The following is an 18,758-nucleotide window of genomic DNA, read 5'->3' on the forward strand; positions in this document are numbered from 1 at the left end:
TTCGAGCTAAGCAACAATACCCTTTTGCAAATGACATCAGTGTAAGTTTATCATAAATTCAATCTTCTAAACCATATTTTTTCTTAATATCTTCTAATGAAATTACTTCTTCTCCTTTTTCTATACGAGACAAAGCAATTAATAAATCTGCTTTTTCTTCTATATAACTTTCTATTGCTTTACGTATAATATATTCTTTTAGTCTATCGATTTCCTTAGCAACATTAGCAAGTATCATATCTAGTTCATTAGAAATTCTAGTAGTTATAACTGTAAAAATAGCCATTTATCGGTTTTATGATAACTTATATTAGTTTAAAATACATTTAAATATATTTAATATTATTATTTTACCCTTGCATTAAAGCTATTAGGTAGCTATTTTTATTTTATTAGACTTAGTGCATAACCTATCTTATAAAGAGAAACTTTAAGGAAACACGGCACACAGCACCGCAGCATACAAAAAGGTACGCGAGATGCGAGTACCGGATTGATGTATACCGCAGATACTGCAAGATTTGGTACGTCAAATTTTGGGCTTCGCCTTTGCTCACGTAGTTTTCTACGCTCCGCAAGCTCACCACTTATTTGGCTTCCAACTTTTGAAGTATCTGCGGTATACAAATTACTTTTAGAAAGAGGTTATACAGGAAGACTATTGCAACAATTAGGAAATTACATATGTCAGCAAATACGCAAGATAATCAGGCAAATAATAACGACACTATAGAAATACAGGAAACTGAGGTAGTGCCTGTAGAAACAAATTCTTTACAATCGGGGTTAACAAGCTTAATACCGATGGTTTTAATTTTTGCTGTATTTTACTTCTTATTATTACGTCCACAAGAAACACGACGCAAAGAAAGAGAGAAATTAGTAAGTACAGTTAAAAAAGGCGAAGAAGTTCTAACAAATAGCGGCATTTACGGTATTGTGACTAAAGTAAGTGAAAATGACAATAATATTGAAATCGAAATAGCTAAAGACGTACGTATTAAAGCTTTAAAAAGTGCTATTATCGATATAACTAGTCGTACAAAAGAAGTAGCAGTAAAAAAAGAAAACAACAAAAAAGATAAGAAGGTAAGTGGTGCAAAATCTTCCTAAGTGGAAAATTTTTCTTTCAATTATATGTACGGTTTTTGCGGTTATTTGTGCCTTACCTAATTTCATACAGGTAAACTCTAAGTTTCTGCCTCATGATTCAGTAAATCTAGGACTTGACCTTAGAGGAGGAGCCCATTTATTACTCGATGTTGATTTTGACACCTACTTAAATGATTCAATGGAAAATCTTGCCGACACTTTACGCAAAAATTTTCGTGAGAATAAAATCGGCTATAAAAATCTGTTAGTTAGAAAAAATAGCATTCAATTAGAAGTAAGATCGCCTGAGAAATTAAAGCCGTTAAAGAAAATAATTAATAAAATCGATCCAGAAATTATCGCTGAAGTCAATGAAAATAAAATAAAGCTTAGCTACAGCGAATCTAGATTAAATGACTTACTTAATAAGGTAGTAGACCAATCTATTGAGATCGTTCGCATGAGAGTTGATAGTACCGGCACTAAAGAGCCGACCCTACAGAAACAAGGTGATAAGCATATATTACTGCAAGTTCCCGGTGAAGAAAATCCCTCTTACCTGAAGAATATATTAGGAAAAACTGCAAAGCTAACTTTTCATTTAGTTGATGAAAATGCCAATATCGAAGAAGCAGTAAAAGGACATGTTCCAGTAGGTTCAATGCTAGTTAAGGGAGATAGCAAAGGTCATGGGGAGTATTATGTCGTGATAAAGAAAAAAGTTGTTTTGGGTGGGGATCAGCTTACAACCGCTTCAGCTTCTTTTAACCAAAATTCGCAAGCAGTAGTTGCTTTTTCTTTCAACAATTTAGGTAGTAAAATATTTGGTGAAATAACCAAAAACAATACCGGTAAACGCCTTGCTATAGTTTTAGACAATAAATTACTAAGTGCTCCAACGATAAACGGCGCGATTATGGGCGGAAGCGGTATAATAACAGGAAATTTTACCGTTGAGTCGGCAAATGAGCTTGCACTATTATTACGAGCCGGTTCGCTTCCTGCCCCACTTAACATTATTGAAGAGAGAAGTATAGGTCCAAATTTGGGTGCTGATTCTATAGAGTCTGGCAAAAAGGCAGGACTTATAGGATTTATAGCAGTGTGTATATTTATGGTTTGGTCTTACGGTGTGCTTGGTTTATTTGCCAATATAGCCTTAAGCCTTGCATTGTTATATATTTTAGCTTTACTTTCACTTTTTCAAGCGACTTTAACTCTGCCGGGAATTGCAGGAATAATACTCACTATGGGTATGGCTGTTGATGCTAATGTATTGATTTACGAAAGGATTAAAGAGGAATTGCATAAAGGAGTTTCTAATCTTTATGCTATTAGAACCGGTTTTGAATCTGCATTTGCCACTATCCTTGATGCTAACCTAACTACTTTAATCGTTGCTTTTTTACTTTATATATTTGGAGTAGGTGCAATAAAAGGTTTTGCCGTTGCATTAACGATCGGGATTATATCTTCAATGTTTTCGGCGATTATCATTACTAAATTGTTAATAGATATTTGGGTCAAATATTTTAAACCTAAAAAATTAGGGCTTGTGTAAAAGAGTAGACTTTGTTGTATGGTCTTTTTATGTCATTCCTGCTTTCGCAGGAATGACATAAGAGCCATACAGCAGAACCAGCTAGGATGACGCAAGAATGGATAATATCTTATGAAAATACAGTCAAATGTTATAAAAATAATTATCATAATTAGCTTATTAATAGGAGTAGGAGCATTATATTTGTTGTTATCTTTAAGAACACCTGAAAAACCGCTTGCCGGTCAAGTTAATATCTATGAAGATAACGTAAAAATCGGCGGTGATTTTGAACTAATAGACCAAAATGGAGAGATATTTAATAGTGATAAGTTGAAAGGCAACTTAAGCCTCATTTACTTTGGATTTACTAGTTGTCCTGATATATGCCCAACCTCTCTAAATAAAATGACGGAGATTGTAGAAATTTTAAATAAACATAAAATAGATATTCTACCTGTTTTTATCACTATTGACCCAAAACGTGATACTCCTATAGCACTTAAAGAATATCTAAAACATTTTCATCCGAAATTTATAGGTCTTACCGGTAACGAGCAACAAATAAAAGATGTAACTGATAAATTCAAGGTTTTCTATGCTCGTGTGCATGGTGATGATGACGACCTGAACTATATGCTTGATCATTCATCTTTTACATATTTAATCGATGCAAACGGAAAATATCTGAAACATTTCTATTTAGATTCTTCACCTAAGGAAATTATGGAATTTTTAAGAAATGAATAATTATATATCGGTAGCGTATTTATTTACCTTTTTAACCTTAGCGATATTGTTAATTGTAAGTTTTTTAAATTACAAGTCATTGAAAAATAAACAGAACTTTAATGCAAAAGAGAGTAAGCAATAGATTAATAACAATAATTATTTGTTTCTGCTCAGCATGTTTAGGAATTAGTATAATACTGTACAATTTAGAGAAAAATATAGTATTTTTTTTGCCGCCGTCAAAAATTAATGAAATAGAACAAGACAAAGAGTTAAGAGTCGGTGGACTTGTTAAAACAGACTCAATAAATAAAATTGCTGATGATAAGATAAGTTTTGTTATTACCGATAATATTAAGGATTTAGAGATATTATATCAAGGAACCCTTCCGGCTCTATTTCGTAAAGGACAAGGAATTATTGCAATCGGGCAATTATCGAACGGGAAATTTATAGCAAAACAATTACTTGCAAAGCATGATGAGAATTACAGACCGCCGCCATAACAACGTCATTGTGAAGAGTGAAGCGACGTGGTAATCTAGTAAAATAGGCCTGAGATTGCTTCGTCGAATTACGTTGTAATTCTCCTCGCAATGACGAAAAATCACTAAACCAACCAAATAAACAAAAATATGTTTATAGATAAAATCAAAGCAAAAGCAAATAATTACGAAATAAACGTAATTATCGAAATTCCGATGAATAGCGGTCCAATCAAATACGAATTTGACAAAGAATCAGGAGCAGTTTTTGTTGATCGCTTTATGCAAACTACCATGAGCTATCCATGCAATTACGGTTTTATTCCTCATACTCTTTCAAATGACGGTGATCCGGTAGACGTACTTGTCGTAACTCATCATCCGGTAGTGCCTGGGTCGGTTATAAAATGCCGAGCAGTCGGCGTATTGATGATGGAAGACGAATCAGGGCTTGATGAGAAAATAATCGCAGTACCAACTTCTAAGCTCGATATTACTTTCGATCATATTAAAGAGCTAGATGATTTATGTGACATGCTCAAAAAACGTATCGTGCATTTCTTTGAGCATTATAAAGATTTAGAAAAAGGTAAATGGGTTAAAGTTACTGGATGGGAAAATAAATCAAAAGCAGACGCTTTAATCAATGAAGGAATAGATAGGGTCAGCTAGGGATAAGAATTCATGACGTTGCTTGCATGGTGCTTGATGTCATTCCCGCGGAGGCGGGAATCCAGAAAAAGTAGCCTTAATCCCGATCTCAACAATGATACATTAATTAACAAAATAAACCTATAAAAACAAGTTTTTATAGGTTTTACTGGATTCCCGCCTCGCGGGAATTACATCAGAAAAATAAGATAAAAAACAAACAGTGACCGACTTCTTGCATAACGTAGCTAATAAAGAGGAATTTGAAGGAAACACAGAACGCAGCACCGCAGCGTACACTTTAGTACGTGAGGATGTGAGTACCGGATTGACGCACAAATTACCTTTAGAAGCAAGTTATGCAAGAAGTCGATTATTTCGTTCAGGAGTCGTAGTAGCTTTTTTCACATTAATTTCTCGCATATTTGGCTTAGTGCGTGAACAGTTTATCGCATCATTATTCGGCTCTACGCCTATGGGTGATAGCATTAATGTTGCTTTTAAACTACCGAATCTCTTTAGAAGAATTTTTGCAGAAGGAGCATTATCAAGCGTATTCATTCCTATTTATAATGAAAAAATGCTTATTTCTAAGAAAGCCGCTAATAATTTTTCAGGTGAGGTTTTTACCCTTTTACTTCTGACATTAATAGTAATAATAGCATTAATGCAAATCTTCATGCCACAATTAATGCTGTTTATTGCTCCTGGATTTCATGGTAAAAAAGAAAAGTTTGAGCTTACGGTATTTTTATGCCGAATTACAATACCTTATTTAATATTTGTTTCATTAACAGCTTTACTTGGCGGAATATTAAACTCTGTAAAAAAATTCGCTGCATTTGCTTTTTCACCGGTTATTTTAAGTATATGCGTAATAATTTTTACTTTAACATTTGATCATTATATAAAATCTACTATCTCAATAAGCTTATCTTTAATAATGGCCGGAATATTACAAGTTTCTTTCATGTTTGTCTGTGTGAAAAGAGCGGATTTAAACTTTCCGATAATTTTTAATCCAAGCGATCCCGATGTAAAAAAGCTTTTGATTAATATGGGACCGGCAACCATTAGCTCCGGCATACAGCAATTAAACCTTTTCATATCCCAATCTATTGCTAGCTTTATTGAAGGTGCTATTTCTATATTAGCTTATGCCGACCGGATATATCAATTTCCTCTATCAATAATAGGTACTAGCTTCTCTACTATATTGCTACCTGAGCTGTCAAAAATCTATAAATCAAATGATATAGTAGCTGCAAAAAAAATACAGAATAATGCTATTAGAATGGGATTATTATTATCGTTGCCTGCTACATTCGGTATTATAATTCTATCTCATCCGATTATTAATATAATTTATGAAAGAGGAGTATTCACGAGCCAAGATACTACAAATACAGCTGAAGCTATTTCTGCGTTTGCACTTGGGCTTCCTGCTTTTATTTTGGCAAAAATTTTAACTCCTATTTTTTATGCTAACGGAGATACTAAAGCACCGCTCAAAATAACCTTATTTTCAATAATAATTAATACCGGCATGAATCTATTATTAATGGATTATTTGAAACATATCGGTATTGCAGTCGGTACATCTATTGCAGCTTGGTATAATCTAGGTTTATTATATAGCTATACTACAAAACAAAATAAGCTTCATATAGAAGCCGGTATAAAACTTTTCTGCGGTAAAATTTTGTTATGCTGTACATTAATGTCTATTATAATTGCTTTAATAAAGCATTATTATTTAGAATATTTTTATTCGGAATATTTACTGATTAAAGTCTGTATGCTAGGTAGTACAATTGCAGTTGGAATGGGAGCATTTTTCGGCACGGCATATTTATTAAAAGCGGTTAATTATGATAATAACAAACAATAAGCACCAATCAAATTATCAGGATTGGCTAAAAGCCTTAGCTATTATAGCCATGATCATTGATCATGTAGGTTTATATCTATATCCCGAATTAACGATTATACGGATCATAGGTCGTACAGCTATGCCAATATTTTGCTTTTTTGCCGGTTATAATTTTCATGGTGAACCAAAAACCCACATAATAATATTCGGTGTTTTATTACAAATATATACCACTGTACTATTTAAACAGTTTCTTACTACAAATATTCTAATCTCTATCTATTTAGGGCAATGGTATATTTATTATTTTCGTAATTCTTTAACTCGCTTTTTCTATAGCGGTTATTGTCATGCAATTATAATGGTACTATTGTGGTATATTAGCTGGGCTTTGATTGATTACGGGACTCTTGTAATTGCTATAATGATACTTGGATTTATTTCAAAACATGAGCAGGCAAACTTAAAACTTTGCTGTTTTATAGCAATTTTTGCCTTGTTCGTGCACTCAACTCTTTTTACTCTTGCGATTTCCTTTAATGAGTTAAATTTTTCAAATACTGACTTAATTTTAAATCTCACTTTCTTAACAATGACTTATATATTAATGATCCTAAGCAATTATTTACAAAAAATAGCTATAAATCTAAAATGGATAAGTCGCAATGTTTTATATATTTACTGCATACACATTATGATCTTACAATTCATCTTCACCTATAAACACACATATGGTTTTAAAAATTGGTAAATAAACATTAATAATTAGTGACAGCGTAATTTAGTTAATATTAATATATTTAAATAAATTGATAATTAAATATATGAATATAATAGATCGTTTAATTTTGGATAATGAACAATATAAAGAGCAATAAAAAAAACTAACTATTTAAAATTAAGTTAGATAGTACGCTACGAAAAAATAAATTTCTTAAACATTTTTGGATTTGATCAGATGAATTTCAAAAAATGGTATTAGCAAGAGTAGTGTTGTCTGAAACAAAAGAATTTCAACAACTTGCATGGGAGCATCTTACCGATGAATTTGGACATAATATAGAATTATTCCAAAATCTAGAAAATAATGCAGAAACTACAGATTCTATTTTTGAGGCCTCAGTTCTTGGTTTACGCGATGACTCTTGGAGATAGTGAAAGAGCCGTCCTTGTCCATTTAGTAATAGAGTTTTGTGCTACTATATTTTATGAAAAACTAGGATCAATATTTTTGAATCATAAAGCAGCAAAACATTTCAAAACACATATGCATCTTGATCCTGGACATGAACAAATGGGAATAGATTTATTAAAACAAATAAACATTAATGATTCTTCTTTACTCACTATTCAAAAAAAGACTAGGATATGATTGATGCTCTGTTTACTAGACTTGCTGAAATCACACAGGATTAGCTTTAACTTATAGTATTCTAGATTTTCATTTTATAACAAAGCTTGCTTGCACGGTGTGGTTTTTCGTCATTGCAAGCGACTGAAAGGAGCACGGCAATCTCAGGACTTTGGCACGAGATTGCTTCATCGAATTACTGCGTCATTCTTCTCGCAATGACGGTAAAAATCGAACCACGCAACAACGCCAATACCAAGCAGAAATAGCATATTCAAACTAAACCAACTCGCTTACTTGAGATTTGGCGAAGAGCTTTATCTGAAAGTTAACAAAATTTACATTACCTTTTGAGCCTATTTCTGCAAATTTATGCGCTTTAAGAAGTAGGTCATAATCATCCGCTAAATCGACGAAGAAAAATGCGATTTCGCCGCTTTGTTTTACTCCTAAAATCTCACCACTACCTCGAAGTTTTAAATCCTGCTCAGCTATATAAAATCCATCAGTAGTTTGTTTCATTATCTCAAACCTACCTCGTGCAACTTTTCTAAGCCTTTTAGGATTGTATAACAATATACAATATGACTGCAAACTACCCCGCCCTACTCTACCTCTAAGCTGATGAAGTTGAGCGAGACCAAATTGCTCAGCATTTTCAATAATTATCAAAGTGGCTTCAGGTATGTCTATTCCGACTTCAATAACGGTTGTTGCAACTAATATCTTAATTTCACCTTCCTTAAATTGCTTCATTATTTGGTCTTTCTGCTCGTTCTTCATCTTACCGTGAATAATACCGGTATAACCTTGATAGATATTGTCGATAGAGTTAAAACGATTCATCACATCCATCAATAAACTATCCTCTTCCGGCGTTTCTTTCTCTCCCTGCTCTATCAATGGACAAATCCAATATACCCGCTCACCTGCAATAAGCTTCTTATTTATTGCTGCTATAATATGCTCTATCTTATTAACGGACATGGTATTTGTAGCGATAGGTAAACGACTTTTCGGCTTACCCATTAGCTTTGAGATAGTCATATCACCAAACATAGTAAGTGCAAGGCTTCGAGGAATCGGCGTTGCAGTCATAACTAACACATCGGGATTTACTCCTTTATTTATTAAATTCAAACGCTGTTGCACCCCAAATCTATGCTGCTCATCAATAACTATATAACCTAGTTTCTTAAAACGTACTTTTTCTTGAAATAAAGCATGAGTGCCGACTAATATATCAATCTCATCGTTTTCAAGTTGTATCATAATATTTTTACGAGCTGCCCCCAGTATCTTACCTGTAAGTAATCCGACTCTTATATTAGTATTTTTTAAAGCTTTAACAAAAAACTCATAATGCTGATTGGCAAGCAAATCAGTTGGAGCCATAAGCGTTGCTTGAAATCCAGTGGCTACCACATTTACCATCGTCAGCAGAGCTACCAAAGTTTTACCGGAACCAACATCGCCTTGCAACAATCTCATCATTTCTATTTTATCGCTTTGATCACACTCTATTTCTTCTATGACTTGCTTTTGATAAGAAGTTAACTCAAATCCTAGCTCATTTAATATATTTGCTTGAATAGATACAGCTTTAGGGTAAATATTACCTCGTCTTCTACTTATTTGCGTACGTACATTTAAAAGAGATATCTGATTAGCGATAAGCTCCTTAGCTGCTAGTTGTTTTTTGGCGTTAGTATATAAATCGTCATTGCGCAGCCCCTTTAGTGGCTGCGGCAATCTAGAATTTATTAATTTTACATTACTGGATTGCTTCGTCGGCATGCATGCCTCCTCGCAATGACGGGAAACATGCAACATTTGCAAATTCTGCAATATAATATCTAAATAATCTTTTACTTCTTTATCTTCTATACTCTTACACTTCTCTTCAAATATCTCTATTGCTTTTATGATATATGAATATAACTGCTTGTTACTAAGTAAATATGTCAGGGAATAAATCGGCTCTATTTCTTTTGTGAGTTTAGGATTTACAATAAATTCAGGATGCGAAATTTGTAAGTAATGATCAAAAAATTGTACCTTTCCGCTGATAATATGAGAAGTACCAACTTGCAGCTTATTAAAAATAAACGGTGGTGGTTTATGAAAAAACACTAATAACAAAGAACCAGTATCATTGCTAGCTGTAATTTTTAAAGGCTGATTACTTTTCTTTGGTAAATTAATGCTCTCAACTACAATTTCTGTTTGGATTATGTCACCGTCTCTAACTTCAGTTAAATTAGGCGATAATATTTTATTTTGATATGAAACAGGTAGATAAAATAATAAATCACGAATATTGTTAATACCAAGCCTTTTAAGAGCAGATACGGTATCTTCACGTACATTGACGAACGTTTTTACAGAAGAGAATAAGAATTTTTCTAAAATAGTTAGCATATATAGTCATAATTATCTTATATATATATACACTTTATAATAAAAGAAGAATAATAAAACATACAAATTATGACTAATATGTCATTCTTGCGAAAGCAGAAATCCCGTAATTAAACGGTACATACATAGTAAGTTTTTAAAATTAAAAGCTCAATGTATTGCGCTTTTTTCTGGATTTCTGCTTTCGCAGGAATGACATATTAATCATGCAACAAAGCTCTCTCTTATAAATCTAATTTTAACCCTACTCTAACTATAGCTGAGGATTTTAAAGGCATACTTTCTATAAATCCCGCTGTTTTGTAACTGTCTGAGCCGACTCTCTTAAATGTTTCATTTAAGCTAAGCTCAAAATTAACGGCTCCAATTCCACCTTACTTACAACTTTCTTTTAAAGGGGTAGCGGTTAACATTTTAGGCTGATTCCAAAATATTGCTTCTAAAGCTAAACCGATAAATTCAACTTTGAAAGTTATTAGCTTTAACTCTGATACCGTAAGACTTAAATTTTTGATTTTTGCCGTAATTAATATTAATTTAAATATTTGTTATCAACAACAAAATGGTTAACTAAATCACGCTCTAAACCGTATGGAGCAAGTATCGCTCTAGTAGCCGGTAAATATTTAACCGGTCCTAATTCAATCATCGGAATATCATTTAAGTTAGTATTCATTATAAATGAATATCCTGAATAGAATAAAAATGGATCAAATAAATCTAAAGAAGCATATGAACGAATTTTATTTTTAGTAATATAATTTTTACCATATATGGAGTTAATCGCTTTTACATATGCATTTATATCATTACCGCTTTTATCTTTGCCATCAAACTTAGTACTAAAAATATAACTTGCTTGATCTAGTCTTGTCTATAAATAACCTATACCGTAAGTAGGATTAATTTTGTTACTTGCCATGTATCTATCTTTAATATTTTCAGATAACAAATAACTTGCTTGAATTCCCCCTATATCTATAGCAATTTGCTTATGAACTTGCAAAGCATTAAAATCTTTAGTTTTAAAATATGTTGTACCCTCAAAAGGATCTACTATATTTTGTTACTTTTAAATCAAATGCTTTGCTCTTGCTCCATAACCTCCTATTTCATGATTACCTACCATAATCCAAGATGTAGCAGTAAATCTTGTAATATAACTTAAGATCTTCATAGCTATATTATCTGAATCGGCAAACATAGCATCATCTAATTGACGGTAACCTTCAATTAATGACATAGCAGCATCGCTACTCGCTCTTGAGGACATATCTTTATCATAAGTCACTACATAACTATAATTTTTTTTAGAATTTTCTTGAATTGTTATATCATCATCAATATTTGATGCAGTTACTAATACTGTTGATGAATACAAAAAACAAGCAGCAATGGTTAAATTTAATTTCTTGTAAAGTATTTTTTTAATATACTAAACTTGTGTATGTCCTTGACTTCTTGTGAAAATCCTCCTCATTTCTTAAATAATAGATATTAAATAATTTAAAACTTATGAATAAAATCTATCCTTCGGCTGAAGCTGCTCTTGAAGGACTTCTTTATGACGGCATGACTATAATGTCGGGCGGATTCGGTCTATACAGTATTCTTGAAAATTTAATAAATGCACTTCTTAAAAGCAATGTTCAAAATTTAACAGTTATAAGCAATAATTGCGGTGTTGACAATTTCGGACTTGGGCTTCTGTATGTCGGAGGAAATAAGATTTTTGAGTAACAATATCCTGATAAGGTTTTAGAGCTTGAACTAAACCCACAAGGAACTTTAGCTGAACGAATTAGGGCTGCTTGTATGGGAATTCCGGCTTTTTATACTAAAATACAATGCAGAGGAACTTAAAGATGGATTATATGTCAATCTTGGTATAGGTATGCCTACGCATGTAGCAAATTATATACCTTAAGGAGTGAATGTAATATTTCAAAGCGAGAACGGTATGCTTGTTGGTATGGGACCATTTCCTTACGCAGGAGAGGAAGATCCTGATTTAATTAACCGCTTAGGTAGCTGGTCAGAACGTATGACTCAATCTAACCACAAATCTTCTCCTGATATTACTCCTACTCAAGGCGATTTAAAAACTGCTAATTTCTTTGGTAAAAGAATAGTTGAAATAACTAAGAAGTTTAAAGGGTAGATTTATATGGTGTTTTATGTCATTCCCGCGGAAGCGGGAATCCAAAAAATAACTTTAATACTGCTATAAAATTACCATTAATTAAAAAATAAACCTAAAAAACAAGTTTTGTATAGGTTTTACTGGCTTCCCGCTCCCGCGGGAATGACATTTATTATCTAACAAATGATGGTTTTTGTGAGTGCTTATTATTTAGCATTTTTTGAGCATGCACAGTCATTTTAGCATCTCGTTCTCCTTTAGTTTTTAGAACTTTTGATTTATGCTTATTAACACTAACATCACTCCAGTTACCACTATCGCTTTCACTGCTACTACTATCACTCATCTCCATAGCAATTCTTCGTGCTAAAATTGATGCAACTCCATTAGGTTTGTCAACATTCTGAGCAGACTTACTATGAGAATGTGCAACCGGTTTTCCTGTATTAGGGTCAAATTCAACTTTTTTTAGTTTGTGTTCACCTCTTATGGACTGTATCAATAAATCTCTAGGATCTTGTACCTTAACATCCGTTTTCTCAACTTTTTTTAGTTTGTGTTCACCTCTTATGGACTGCATCAATAAATCTCTAGGATCTTGTACCTTAACATCCGTTTTCTCAACTTTTCTTAGTTTTTTTGGCTCTGCTATTTCTCTCATTAAATCAGCAGTATCTATAGAAGGACGTGGTTGATTTTCTGGCGTTTTAACCGTAGTAGCTTCTACAGGCTTAGATAATGTCTCAGCCGGAGCCATCGTAGGCATAGGCGGCGGTGGCGGTGGCGGCGGTGGCGGCGGTGAAATGTTATTTTCTGGTAAAGGCGGCGGCGGTGGTGGCGGTGGCGGTGAAATGTTATTTTCTGGTAAAGGCGGCGGTGGTGGCGGTGGCGGTGAAATGTTATTTTCTGGTAAAGGCGGCGGTGGCGGTGGCGGCGGTGAAATGTTATTTTCTGGTAAAGGCGGCGGTGGCGGTGGCGGCGGTGAAATGTTATTTTCCAAAGGTTTAGCTAGGGACGAATTTGCTAATATTGGTTCTTTTTTTGAAGCCATGTGATTTGTAAGGTTACTTACTATCTTTTGTAACTCCTCATTGTCAGGTAATTTTGCAATTACATCATTAATATTTCTTTCTTTATTTTCAATTAATTCCTCAAATTTATGTTTCGTTTTATATAATTGTTCATCAATCTTTCTAATTGTTCTAGTATTACTCTCTTTGTTTTTTGCTAAAACCTGCTCACTATTATTTACAAAAACATTTTTAACATTTTGCCAAATATTATTTAATTTTTCAAAAAATGTATAAGGTACTTCTGCCCTAATTTCAGCAACCTGTTTTTGTATTTCTTTAAGTTCTTTGATATTAGAATTTTCGGATATTAAATTTTGGATGTTTTGTTTTGTAGCATTTAAAGAATTATATTGTTTCTCTAGTTCTTCAGCATTCATGAATTTTAAGGGATTTGTCATATGTATAGCTGAAAATCTTTCAGGTTTACTCTTATAACTAAAAAATATTTCCGATAATCTTTCTCTTTGATCTTTAGATAAATCTTTCTTTGTTAAATCCTTAAAATTTTTTGCGATTTCTTCTTGTAATTCTTGCTTTAAAGGTGCAGATTTTTCCGCTATATTATATAGCTTATTATCAATATCTTTTAAGATTTTATTATTATACTTTATTGCTTCATTTGTTAACTGTTCTTCACTTTTTATAAAAATATACTTTACATTAGAAACTGTTTTTACAAATCTTTTAAACCAAGGCAGCGATCTATTATGTTCTTTTGCTAGTTCTTTAGTTTCATTTTGTATTTCGATTAAACCTTGCAAATGCTTATTTTGTTCGCATAATTCATTTACTTGGCTTAATATAGTATTTAAAGCATTATTTTCTTGTACTAATAATTTATTTATATCTATTTCTTTAGCCATGCCATACACCTACTATAAATTAATATCAGTATTATAGTAAATTTCTTGTACAAAAGCAACGAGAAAGTTAATTTATATAATGTATTTTTGATAAATAAAAGATAGATAAACGAATATAATTAACGTAATTTTAAGGACGATAAGCCTATAAGAGCAAATATAACTGAAATAATCCAAAATCTTATTACGACTTTTGATTCTGCCCAGCCGTGTTTTTCAAAATGATGATGGAGCGGTGCCATTTTAAATATTCTTTTTCCTTGAGTAGCTTTGAAGTAATATACCTGTAAAATTACGGATGCCGTTTCAATAACAAACAAGCCGCCGACTATAGCTAAAACTATTTCATGCTTAGTAATAACGCTAATAATACCAAGCACACCACCAAGACTTAAACTACCGGTATCGCCCATAAAAACTTCTGCCGGTTGTGCATTAAACCATAAAAATCCAAGGCAGCTACCGACTAATCCCGCACATAACACCGTTAACTCTCCGGTATTCGGTATATAGGTTAGCTGTAAGTAGTTCGAGTAAATTAGATTTCCTACTAAATAACTTATTAAAGCAAAAGCACCGGCAGTAAAGACAATAGGAACGGTAGCAAGACCATCAAGACCATCCGTCAGATTCACGGCATTAGAAGAGCCGACTATAACAAATATAGCAAAAACTATATAAAAATAACCAAGATCCAAACTTAAATTTTTAAAAAACGGTACGTTAAGTAAATGACTTGGACTTTTATCTAGATATTCTAGTAAAACACATATAATGAAGCTAATAATTCCTTGAAGTAAAAGCTTACTTTTTCCTCTTACTCCGTAATGATTATTTTTAGTTACCTTAGCATAATCATCCATAAATCCTATAATACCGAAACTAATAACACCAAATAACGTAATCCAAATATATTTATTAGTTAAATCAGCAAGTAATAAAGTAGAAAGACAACTAGACAAAATAATCATAATCCCCCCCATTGTCGGAGTACCTACTTTTGTTTGATGCGATTCAGGTCCGTCTAAGCGTATAGGCTGACCGTTTTTTTGAAGAGATCGCAGAAATTCTATTAATATCGGACCCGTGATAAAGCTAAGGCTTAGAGTTATAATAATAGCAAGACCGCTACGAAAAGTAATATAGTGAAATAAATTAGCTATATGTGAATTATGGATATGAGGGAGTAAAAGATTGTATAACATTTGTAGATTTAAATTTAAAAGTATATTTTGATGTTATTCATTGTGCATGGATACCAAATCGTCATTGCGAGCAGTCGTAGACTGCTCAGCAATCTCGTCAAACATTCTGAGATTGCTTCGTCAATTACTACGTAATTTCCGCGCAATGATGGGCAACCAAACCACACAATATTAAGAATATCCTAGTGTATTTATTTATAATAATCAACAATCTTATCAAGTTTTACGCCTCTGGACCCTTTTATTAGAATAAGCTCATTACCTTCAAATAAATCCGTAATATGCGTAATTAATTCATCAACATTTTTAAAGTATTTTTTAGCTATTTTGGAAGGTAGTAAATCATCAATATATTTAGTATTTACTCCTACTAAATAGACCTTAGAACAAGCGGCATCTAATATGTACTGCACTAGTGTCTCATGTAATTGTTTAGAATTTTCCCCTAGCTCTAGCATATCACCTATTATAGCAGTTTTATTCTCGGCAGGTACTTGTTTTAAATATTCTAATGCAGCTTTCATTGACTGCGGACTTGCGTTATAGTAATCACAAATTACACGACAATTTTGTATATTGATAATTTTCCCTCTTCCTTTAGTAGGAGAAATATTTGCTAAGTAATTTGCAGCTATCTCTATATCTTTACCTAATATATCGATAATTAAAAGTACACCGGTATAATTTTCAGTAAAATGCCGAGGAATAAACGGTATCGTTACATCTAAGACTTTATTATTTATCTTATACTTTAAGTAGACTTGCTCTCCTAGGTTCTCATATAAAATTAATTCTGCTGAAGTTTTAGATGATCTACCGAAGCTATGTATATCGGTGATAGAAAGGTTTTTTAATATCGATAATATTTTGTTATAGCAATTAGTATCGGCATTAATAACAGCAATATCATTTTTGCTAAAATTTGCAAAAATCTCACATTTAGCTTCAGCTATCTCTTCAAGCGAGTTAAAAAATTCTAAATGAGCCTCCGAAATATTAGTAATCATGGCAATATTCGGCTTTAATATTTGAACCAACTCTCTTATTTCACCTTTATGGTTCATGCCGAGCTCAAAAATAGCATATTCCGTATCATCAGCCATTGAAGCAAGATTAATAAGCATACCGAGTTTGTTATTGAAGTTACCTCGGCTAGCAAAAACTAGAAAATCATGTTGTAATAATACTTTCAGTGCTTCTTTGGTAGAAGTTTTACCGACGCTGCCTGTTATAGCTATAAATTTAGCTTTTGAATTCTCTCGTTTATATAAAGCCATTTTTTGTAGAGCTTCAAAACAATCATCGACTAAGATAATTTTATCTTTATCATTGATCTCTACTCGCTTACTAATAATTACGGCTGCTGCTCCTTTATCTATTGCATCTAAAACATAATCGTGACCATCTCTATTACCGTGAAGTGCTATAAATAAATCACCTTTTTTAACGTCTTTGGAATTAAATTGCACTTCATTATAATTTATAGAATTAGAGATTGTTATACCGAGAACAGCACTTAAAGTTTTAGAGTTCCAGATCATATGTTTTTGTTATTTATGTGTTGTTGTATAGCTTGTTTATGCCATTCCCACGCAGATGGGGAAGCCAGTAAACATATAAAAAGCTTGCTTTTTATATGTTTACTTTATCAAATATGTAACTTCTGTATTAATATTGAAGTTATTTGATCCCCGCTTCCGCGGGGATGACATCAAGTTTTTTTAAACTGTCCGGTATACTATGGGTCCAACCACGGGATGACAAACTTTTACACACTTCCTCACAACCTCAGCATCATTAAAAGGTAATTTCTTATCGCCTATAATTTGGTAATTTTCATGACCTTTGCCGGCAACTAATAAGATATCATCTTGTTTTAAATTATTTATACCGTATTTAATAGCCTCTTCTCTATTTGCTATTTCTGTATAATCTGCTTTCTCTATACCGCTTATGATTTCAGCTCTAATAAGCTTTGGATCTTCATTGCGTGGATTATCATCTGTAATTATGATGGTATCGGCATGTTTTGCAGCTATTTGCCCCATAAGACTTCTCTTTGCCTTATCACGATTACCGCCGCAGCCAAAAACTACGCTTAGCTTATTACTATCACGTAATTTAATATTTTTCAGTTCCGTTAAAGCTTTTTCAAGAGCGTCCGGAGTGTGGGCATAATCAACGAAGATATTAGTGTTATCTATTCTCTCCATTCTGCCTTTTACTGCTTTAACTTCTACTAAAGAATCTATAACATCATCAAAAGCAAAACCAATATAATGAATGCTAAGAACAGCAATTAATAAATTACTAGCCTGAAAGCTACCAATTATTGGGGTATTAAAATTATATTCTCTATTATTAAATGTAAAATTAATATTTTGTCCTTTTAAAGAACCGTTAATTCTAGTTATTTCTAAATCACCTTTTTTCCCAACAGTTATAAATTCAATATTATGATTATGTAGATAATCTTTAACAAACTCTATTTCTTCTATATCAGAATTTAATATTGCGATACCGTTCGGTAATAAATGATTTATAAATAATTTCAGTTTGGCTAATAAATAATTTTCTTTTGTATGGTGGTAATCTAGATGATCCTGACTAAAGCTAGTAAAACATGCGATATTTACTTTTATTTCCCTAAGTCTTGCTTGATCAAGACCATGACTAGAAGCTTCAAAAACTAAATATTCTATACCATTTTCAGCTAAATTATGAGCAATTTTTCTAAAGCTTAAATAGTCTAAAGTTGTTAATTCCGGTACATCATTATTTATAAGATTAACACAGCCAAATATTTCTACCCCTATCGTACCTATAGATGCTGCTTTTTTCCCAAGTAATGAATATGTTTGAGCTATATAGGATACTACCGAGCTTTTACCGTTAGTACCGGTTACAGCTATTAGATCCTTTGGTTTTTTAGGATAGAATATTTCTATGGCTTCATATAAAGCTGCCTGCACATCTTTTACGTAAATTACTTTATCTATAACAATATTTTTTTTATTGTCCGTAATTACTAATACTGCACCTTTACTTAAAGCATCCTTAATAAAATCATTTCCATCCGTATTCCGTCCTTTAATCGCAAAAAAGACGTCTTTATCCTTAACGGTTTTAGAATTAATCGACAAACCTTTTACGTTATGTTGTTGAAATAATTGCTTTAGGTTATGGAACATATTTATTATGTTAAAAATGTGTTACCGTCATTGCAAGGAAATTGCATAGCAATTAACGAAGCAATCTCAGGAGTTTGTTTCATGAGATTGCCACGCAGCCTACGGCTGCTCGCAATAACGGAGCAGGAATGACATCGA

General features: G+C 32.6%; 16 protein-coding genes and 5 pseudogenes. 11 read left to right on the forward strand and 10 right to left on the reverse strand.

Annotated elements, in window-relative coordinates:
• Positions 1 to 58: 58 nt before the first annotated feature.
• On the reverse strand, positions 59 to 286 hold the full coding sequence (locus ACPKKV_RS06025) for an antitoxin of toxin-antitoxin stability system (RefSeq protein ID WP_392506694.1): 228 nt from the start codon (positions 284 to 286) through the stop codon (positions 59 to 61).
• A 215-nt stretch (positions 287 to 501) separates the two neighbouring features.
• Positions 502 to 642 (reverse strand): annotated as a pseudogene (locus tag ACPKKV_RS06030) (palindromic element RPE5 domain-containing protein); the annotation flags it as partial.
• Between the two features lie 42 nt (positions 643 to 684).
• Here ACPKKV_RS06030 and yajC point away from each other — a divergent pair.
• The 8 genes and pseudogenes from yajC to ACPKKV_RS06070 all read left to right on the forward strand — a co-directional run bounded on the left by yajC (position 685) and on the right by ACPKKV_RS06070 (position 7,789).
• Positions 685 to 1,113 (forward strand): preprotein translocase subunit YajC, encoded by a 429-nt coding sequence (gene yajC / locus ACPKKV_RS06035; protein WP_392506695.1) that lies wholly within the window; start codon positions 685 to 687, stop codon positions 1,111 to 1,113.
• On the forward strand, positions 1,097 to 2,653 hold the full coding sequence (gene secD / locus ACPKKV_RS06040) for a protein translocase subunit SecD (RefSeq protein WP_392506876.1): 1,557 nt from the start codon (positions 1,097 to 1,099) through the stop codon (positions 2,651 to 2,653). The genes yajC and secD overlap by 17 nt, the downstream gene beginning before the upstream one ends.
• 111 nt (positions 2,654 to 2,764) lie before the next feature.
• Positions 2,765 to 3,382 (forward strand): SCO family protein, encoded by a 618-nt coding sequence (locus ACPKKV_RS06045; RefSeq protein WP_392506696.1) that lies wholly within the window; start codon positions 2,765 to 2,767, stop codon positions 3,380 to 3,382.
• Between the two features lie 101 nt (positions 3,383 to 3,483).
• Entirely contained in the window at positions 3,484 to 3,870 is a 387-nt protein-coding gene (gene ccmE, locus ACPKKV_RS06050; protein ID WP_392506697.1) for a cytochrome c maturation protein CcmE, read from the forward strand.
• Between the two features lie 129 nt (positions 3,871 to 3,999).
• Complete coding sequence (ppa, locus tag ACPKKV_RS06055) at positions 4,000 to 4,521, forward strand: inorganic diphosphatase (protein ID WP_014014544.1); 522 nt, start codon at positions 4,000 to 4,002, stop codon at positions 4,519 to 4,521.
• A gap of 307 nt (positions 4,522 to 4,828) precedes the next feature.
• Entirely contained in the window at positions 4,829 to 6,391 is a 1,563-nt protein-coding gene (gene murJ, locus ACPKKV_RS06060) for a murein biosynthesis integral membrane protein MurJ (protein WP_410528173.1), read from the forward strand.
• Positions 6,372 to 7,124 (forward strand): TraX family protein, encoded by a 753-nt coding sequence (locus ACPKKV_RS06065; RefSeq protein WP_392506699.1) that lies wholly within the window; start codon positions 6,372 to 6,374, stop codon positions 7,122 to 7,124. Before murJ ends, ACPKKV_RS06065 begins: the two co-directional genes overlap by 20 nt.
• Before the next feature lie 73 nt (positions 7,125 to 7,197).
• A pseudogene (locus tag ACPKKV_RS06070) lies at positions 7,198 to 7,789 on the forward strand (hypothetical protein).
• A gap of 214 nt (positions 7,790 to 8,003) precedes the next feature.
• Here ACPKKV_RS06070 and ACPKKV_RS06075 read toward each other — a convergent pair.
• The 4 genes from ACPKKV_RS06075 to ACPKKV_RS06090 all read right to left on the reverse strand — a co-directional run bounded on the left by ACPKKV_RS06075 (position 8,004) and on the right by ACPKKV_RS06090 (position 11,526).
• Complete coding sequence (locus ACPKKV_RS06075; RefSeq protein ID WP_392506700.1) at positions 8,004 to 10,145, reverse strand: ATP-dependent DNA helicase RecG; 2,142 nt, start codon at positions 10,143 to 10,145, stop codon at positions 8,004 to 8,006.
• A gap of 532 nt (positions 10,146 to 10,677) precedes the next feature.
• Positions 10,678 to 10,821 carry a hypothetical protein gene (locus tag ACPKKV_RS06080; protein ID WP_392506702.1) on the reverse strand — a complete coding sequence of 48 codons (144 nt, stop codon included), beginning with the start codon at positions 10,819 to 10,821 and terminating at the stop codon, positions 10,678 to 10,680.
• 198 nt (positions 10,822 to 11,019) lie between these two features.
• Positions 11,020 to 11,151 carry a hypothetical protein gene (locus ACPKKV_RS06085; protein WP_392506703.1) on the reverse strand — a complete coding sequence of 44 codons (132 nt, stop codon included), beginning with the start codon at positions 11,149 to 11,151 and terminating at the stop codon, positions 11,020 to 11,022.
• 66 nt (positions 11,152 to 11,217) lie between these two features.
• Positions 11,218 to 11,526, reverse strand: a complete 309-nt coding sequence (locus tag ACPKKV_RS06090; RefSeq protein WP_392506704.1) for a hypothetical protein — start codon at positions 11,524 to 11,526, stop codon at positions 11,218 to 11,220.
• A gap of 134 nt (positions 11,527 to 11,660) precedes the next feature.
• On the opposite strand from ACPKKV_RS06090, the pseudogene ACPKKV_RS06095 reads away from it, so the two are divergent.
• From ACPKKV_RS06095 to ACPKKV_RS06105, 3 pseudogenes are all read left to right on the forward strand, one after another.
• Positions 11,661 to 11,987 (forward strand): annotated as a pseudogene (locus ACPKKV_RS06095) (CoA transferase subunit A); the annotation flags it as partial.
• Positions 11,980 to 12,165, forward strand: a pseudogene (locus ACPKKV_RS06100) (CoA-transferase); the annotation flags it as partial. The pseudogenes ACPKKV_RS06095 and ACPKKV_RS06100, both read left to right, overlap by 8 nt.
• A pseudogene (locus ACPKKV_RS06105) lies at positions 12,148 to 12,306 on the forward strand (transcriptional regulator); the annotation flags it as partial. The pseudogenes ACPKKV_RS06100 and ACPKKV_RS06105, both read left to right, overlap by 18 nt.
• A 154-nt stretch (positions 12,307 to 12,460) precedes the next feature.
• On the opposite strand, the gene ACPKKV_RS06110 reads toward ACPKKV_RS06105, so the two are convergent.
• From ACPKKV_RS06110 to ACPKKV_RS06125, 4 genes are all read right to left on the reverse strand, one after another.
• Positions 12,461 to 14,224 carry an Arp2/3 complex-activating protein rickA gene (locus ACPKKV_RS06110; protein ID WP_392506706.1) on the reverse strand — a complete coding sequence of 588 codons (1,764 nt, stop codon included), beginning with the start codon at positions 14,222 to 14,224 and terminating at the stop codon, positions 12,461 to 12,463.
• A gap of 119 nt (positions 14,225 to 14,343) precedes the next feature.
• Positions 14,344 to 15,429: a phospho-N-acetylmuramoyl-pentapeptide-transferase gene (gene mraY, locus ACPKKV_RS06115; RefSeq protein ID WP_392506707.1), complete on the reverse strand. Its 1,086-nt coding sequence runs from the start codon at positions 15,427 to 15,429 to the stop codon at positions 14,344 to 14,346.
• 191 nt (positions 15,430 to 15,620) lie between these two features.
• Positions 15,621 to 16,970, reverse strand: coding sequence for a UDP-N-acetylmuramoyl-tripeptide--D-alanyl-D-alanine ligase (locus tag ACPKKV_RS06120; RefSeq protein WP_392506708.1), 1,350 nt, complete (start codon positions 16,968 to 16,970; stop codon positions 15,621 to 15,623).
• 180 nt (positions 16,971 to 17,150) lie between these two features.
• Positions 17,151 to 18,620, reverse strand: coding sequence for a UDP-N-acetylmuramoyl-L-alanyl-D-glutamate--2,6-diaminopimelate ligase (locus tag ACPKKV_RS06125; RefSeq protein WP_392506709.1), 1,470 nt, complete (start codon positions 18,618 to 18,620; stop codon positions 17,151 to 17,153).
• Positions 18,621 to 18,758 lie beyond the last annotated feature (138 nt).

Source organism: Rickettsia finnyi (assembly GCF_049668125.1).
Lineage (GTDB): Bacteria > Pseudomonadota > Alphaproteobacteria > Rickettsiales > Rickettsiaceae > Rickettsia > Rickettsia kotlanii.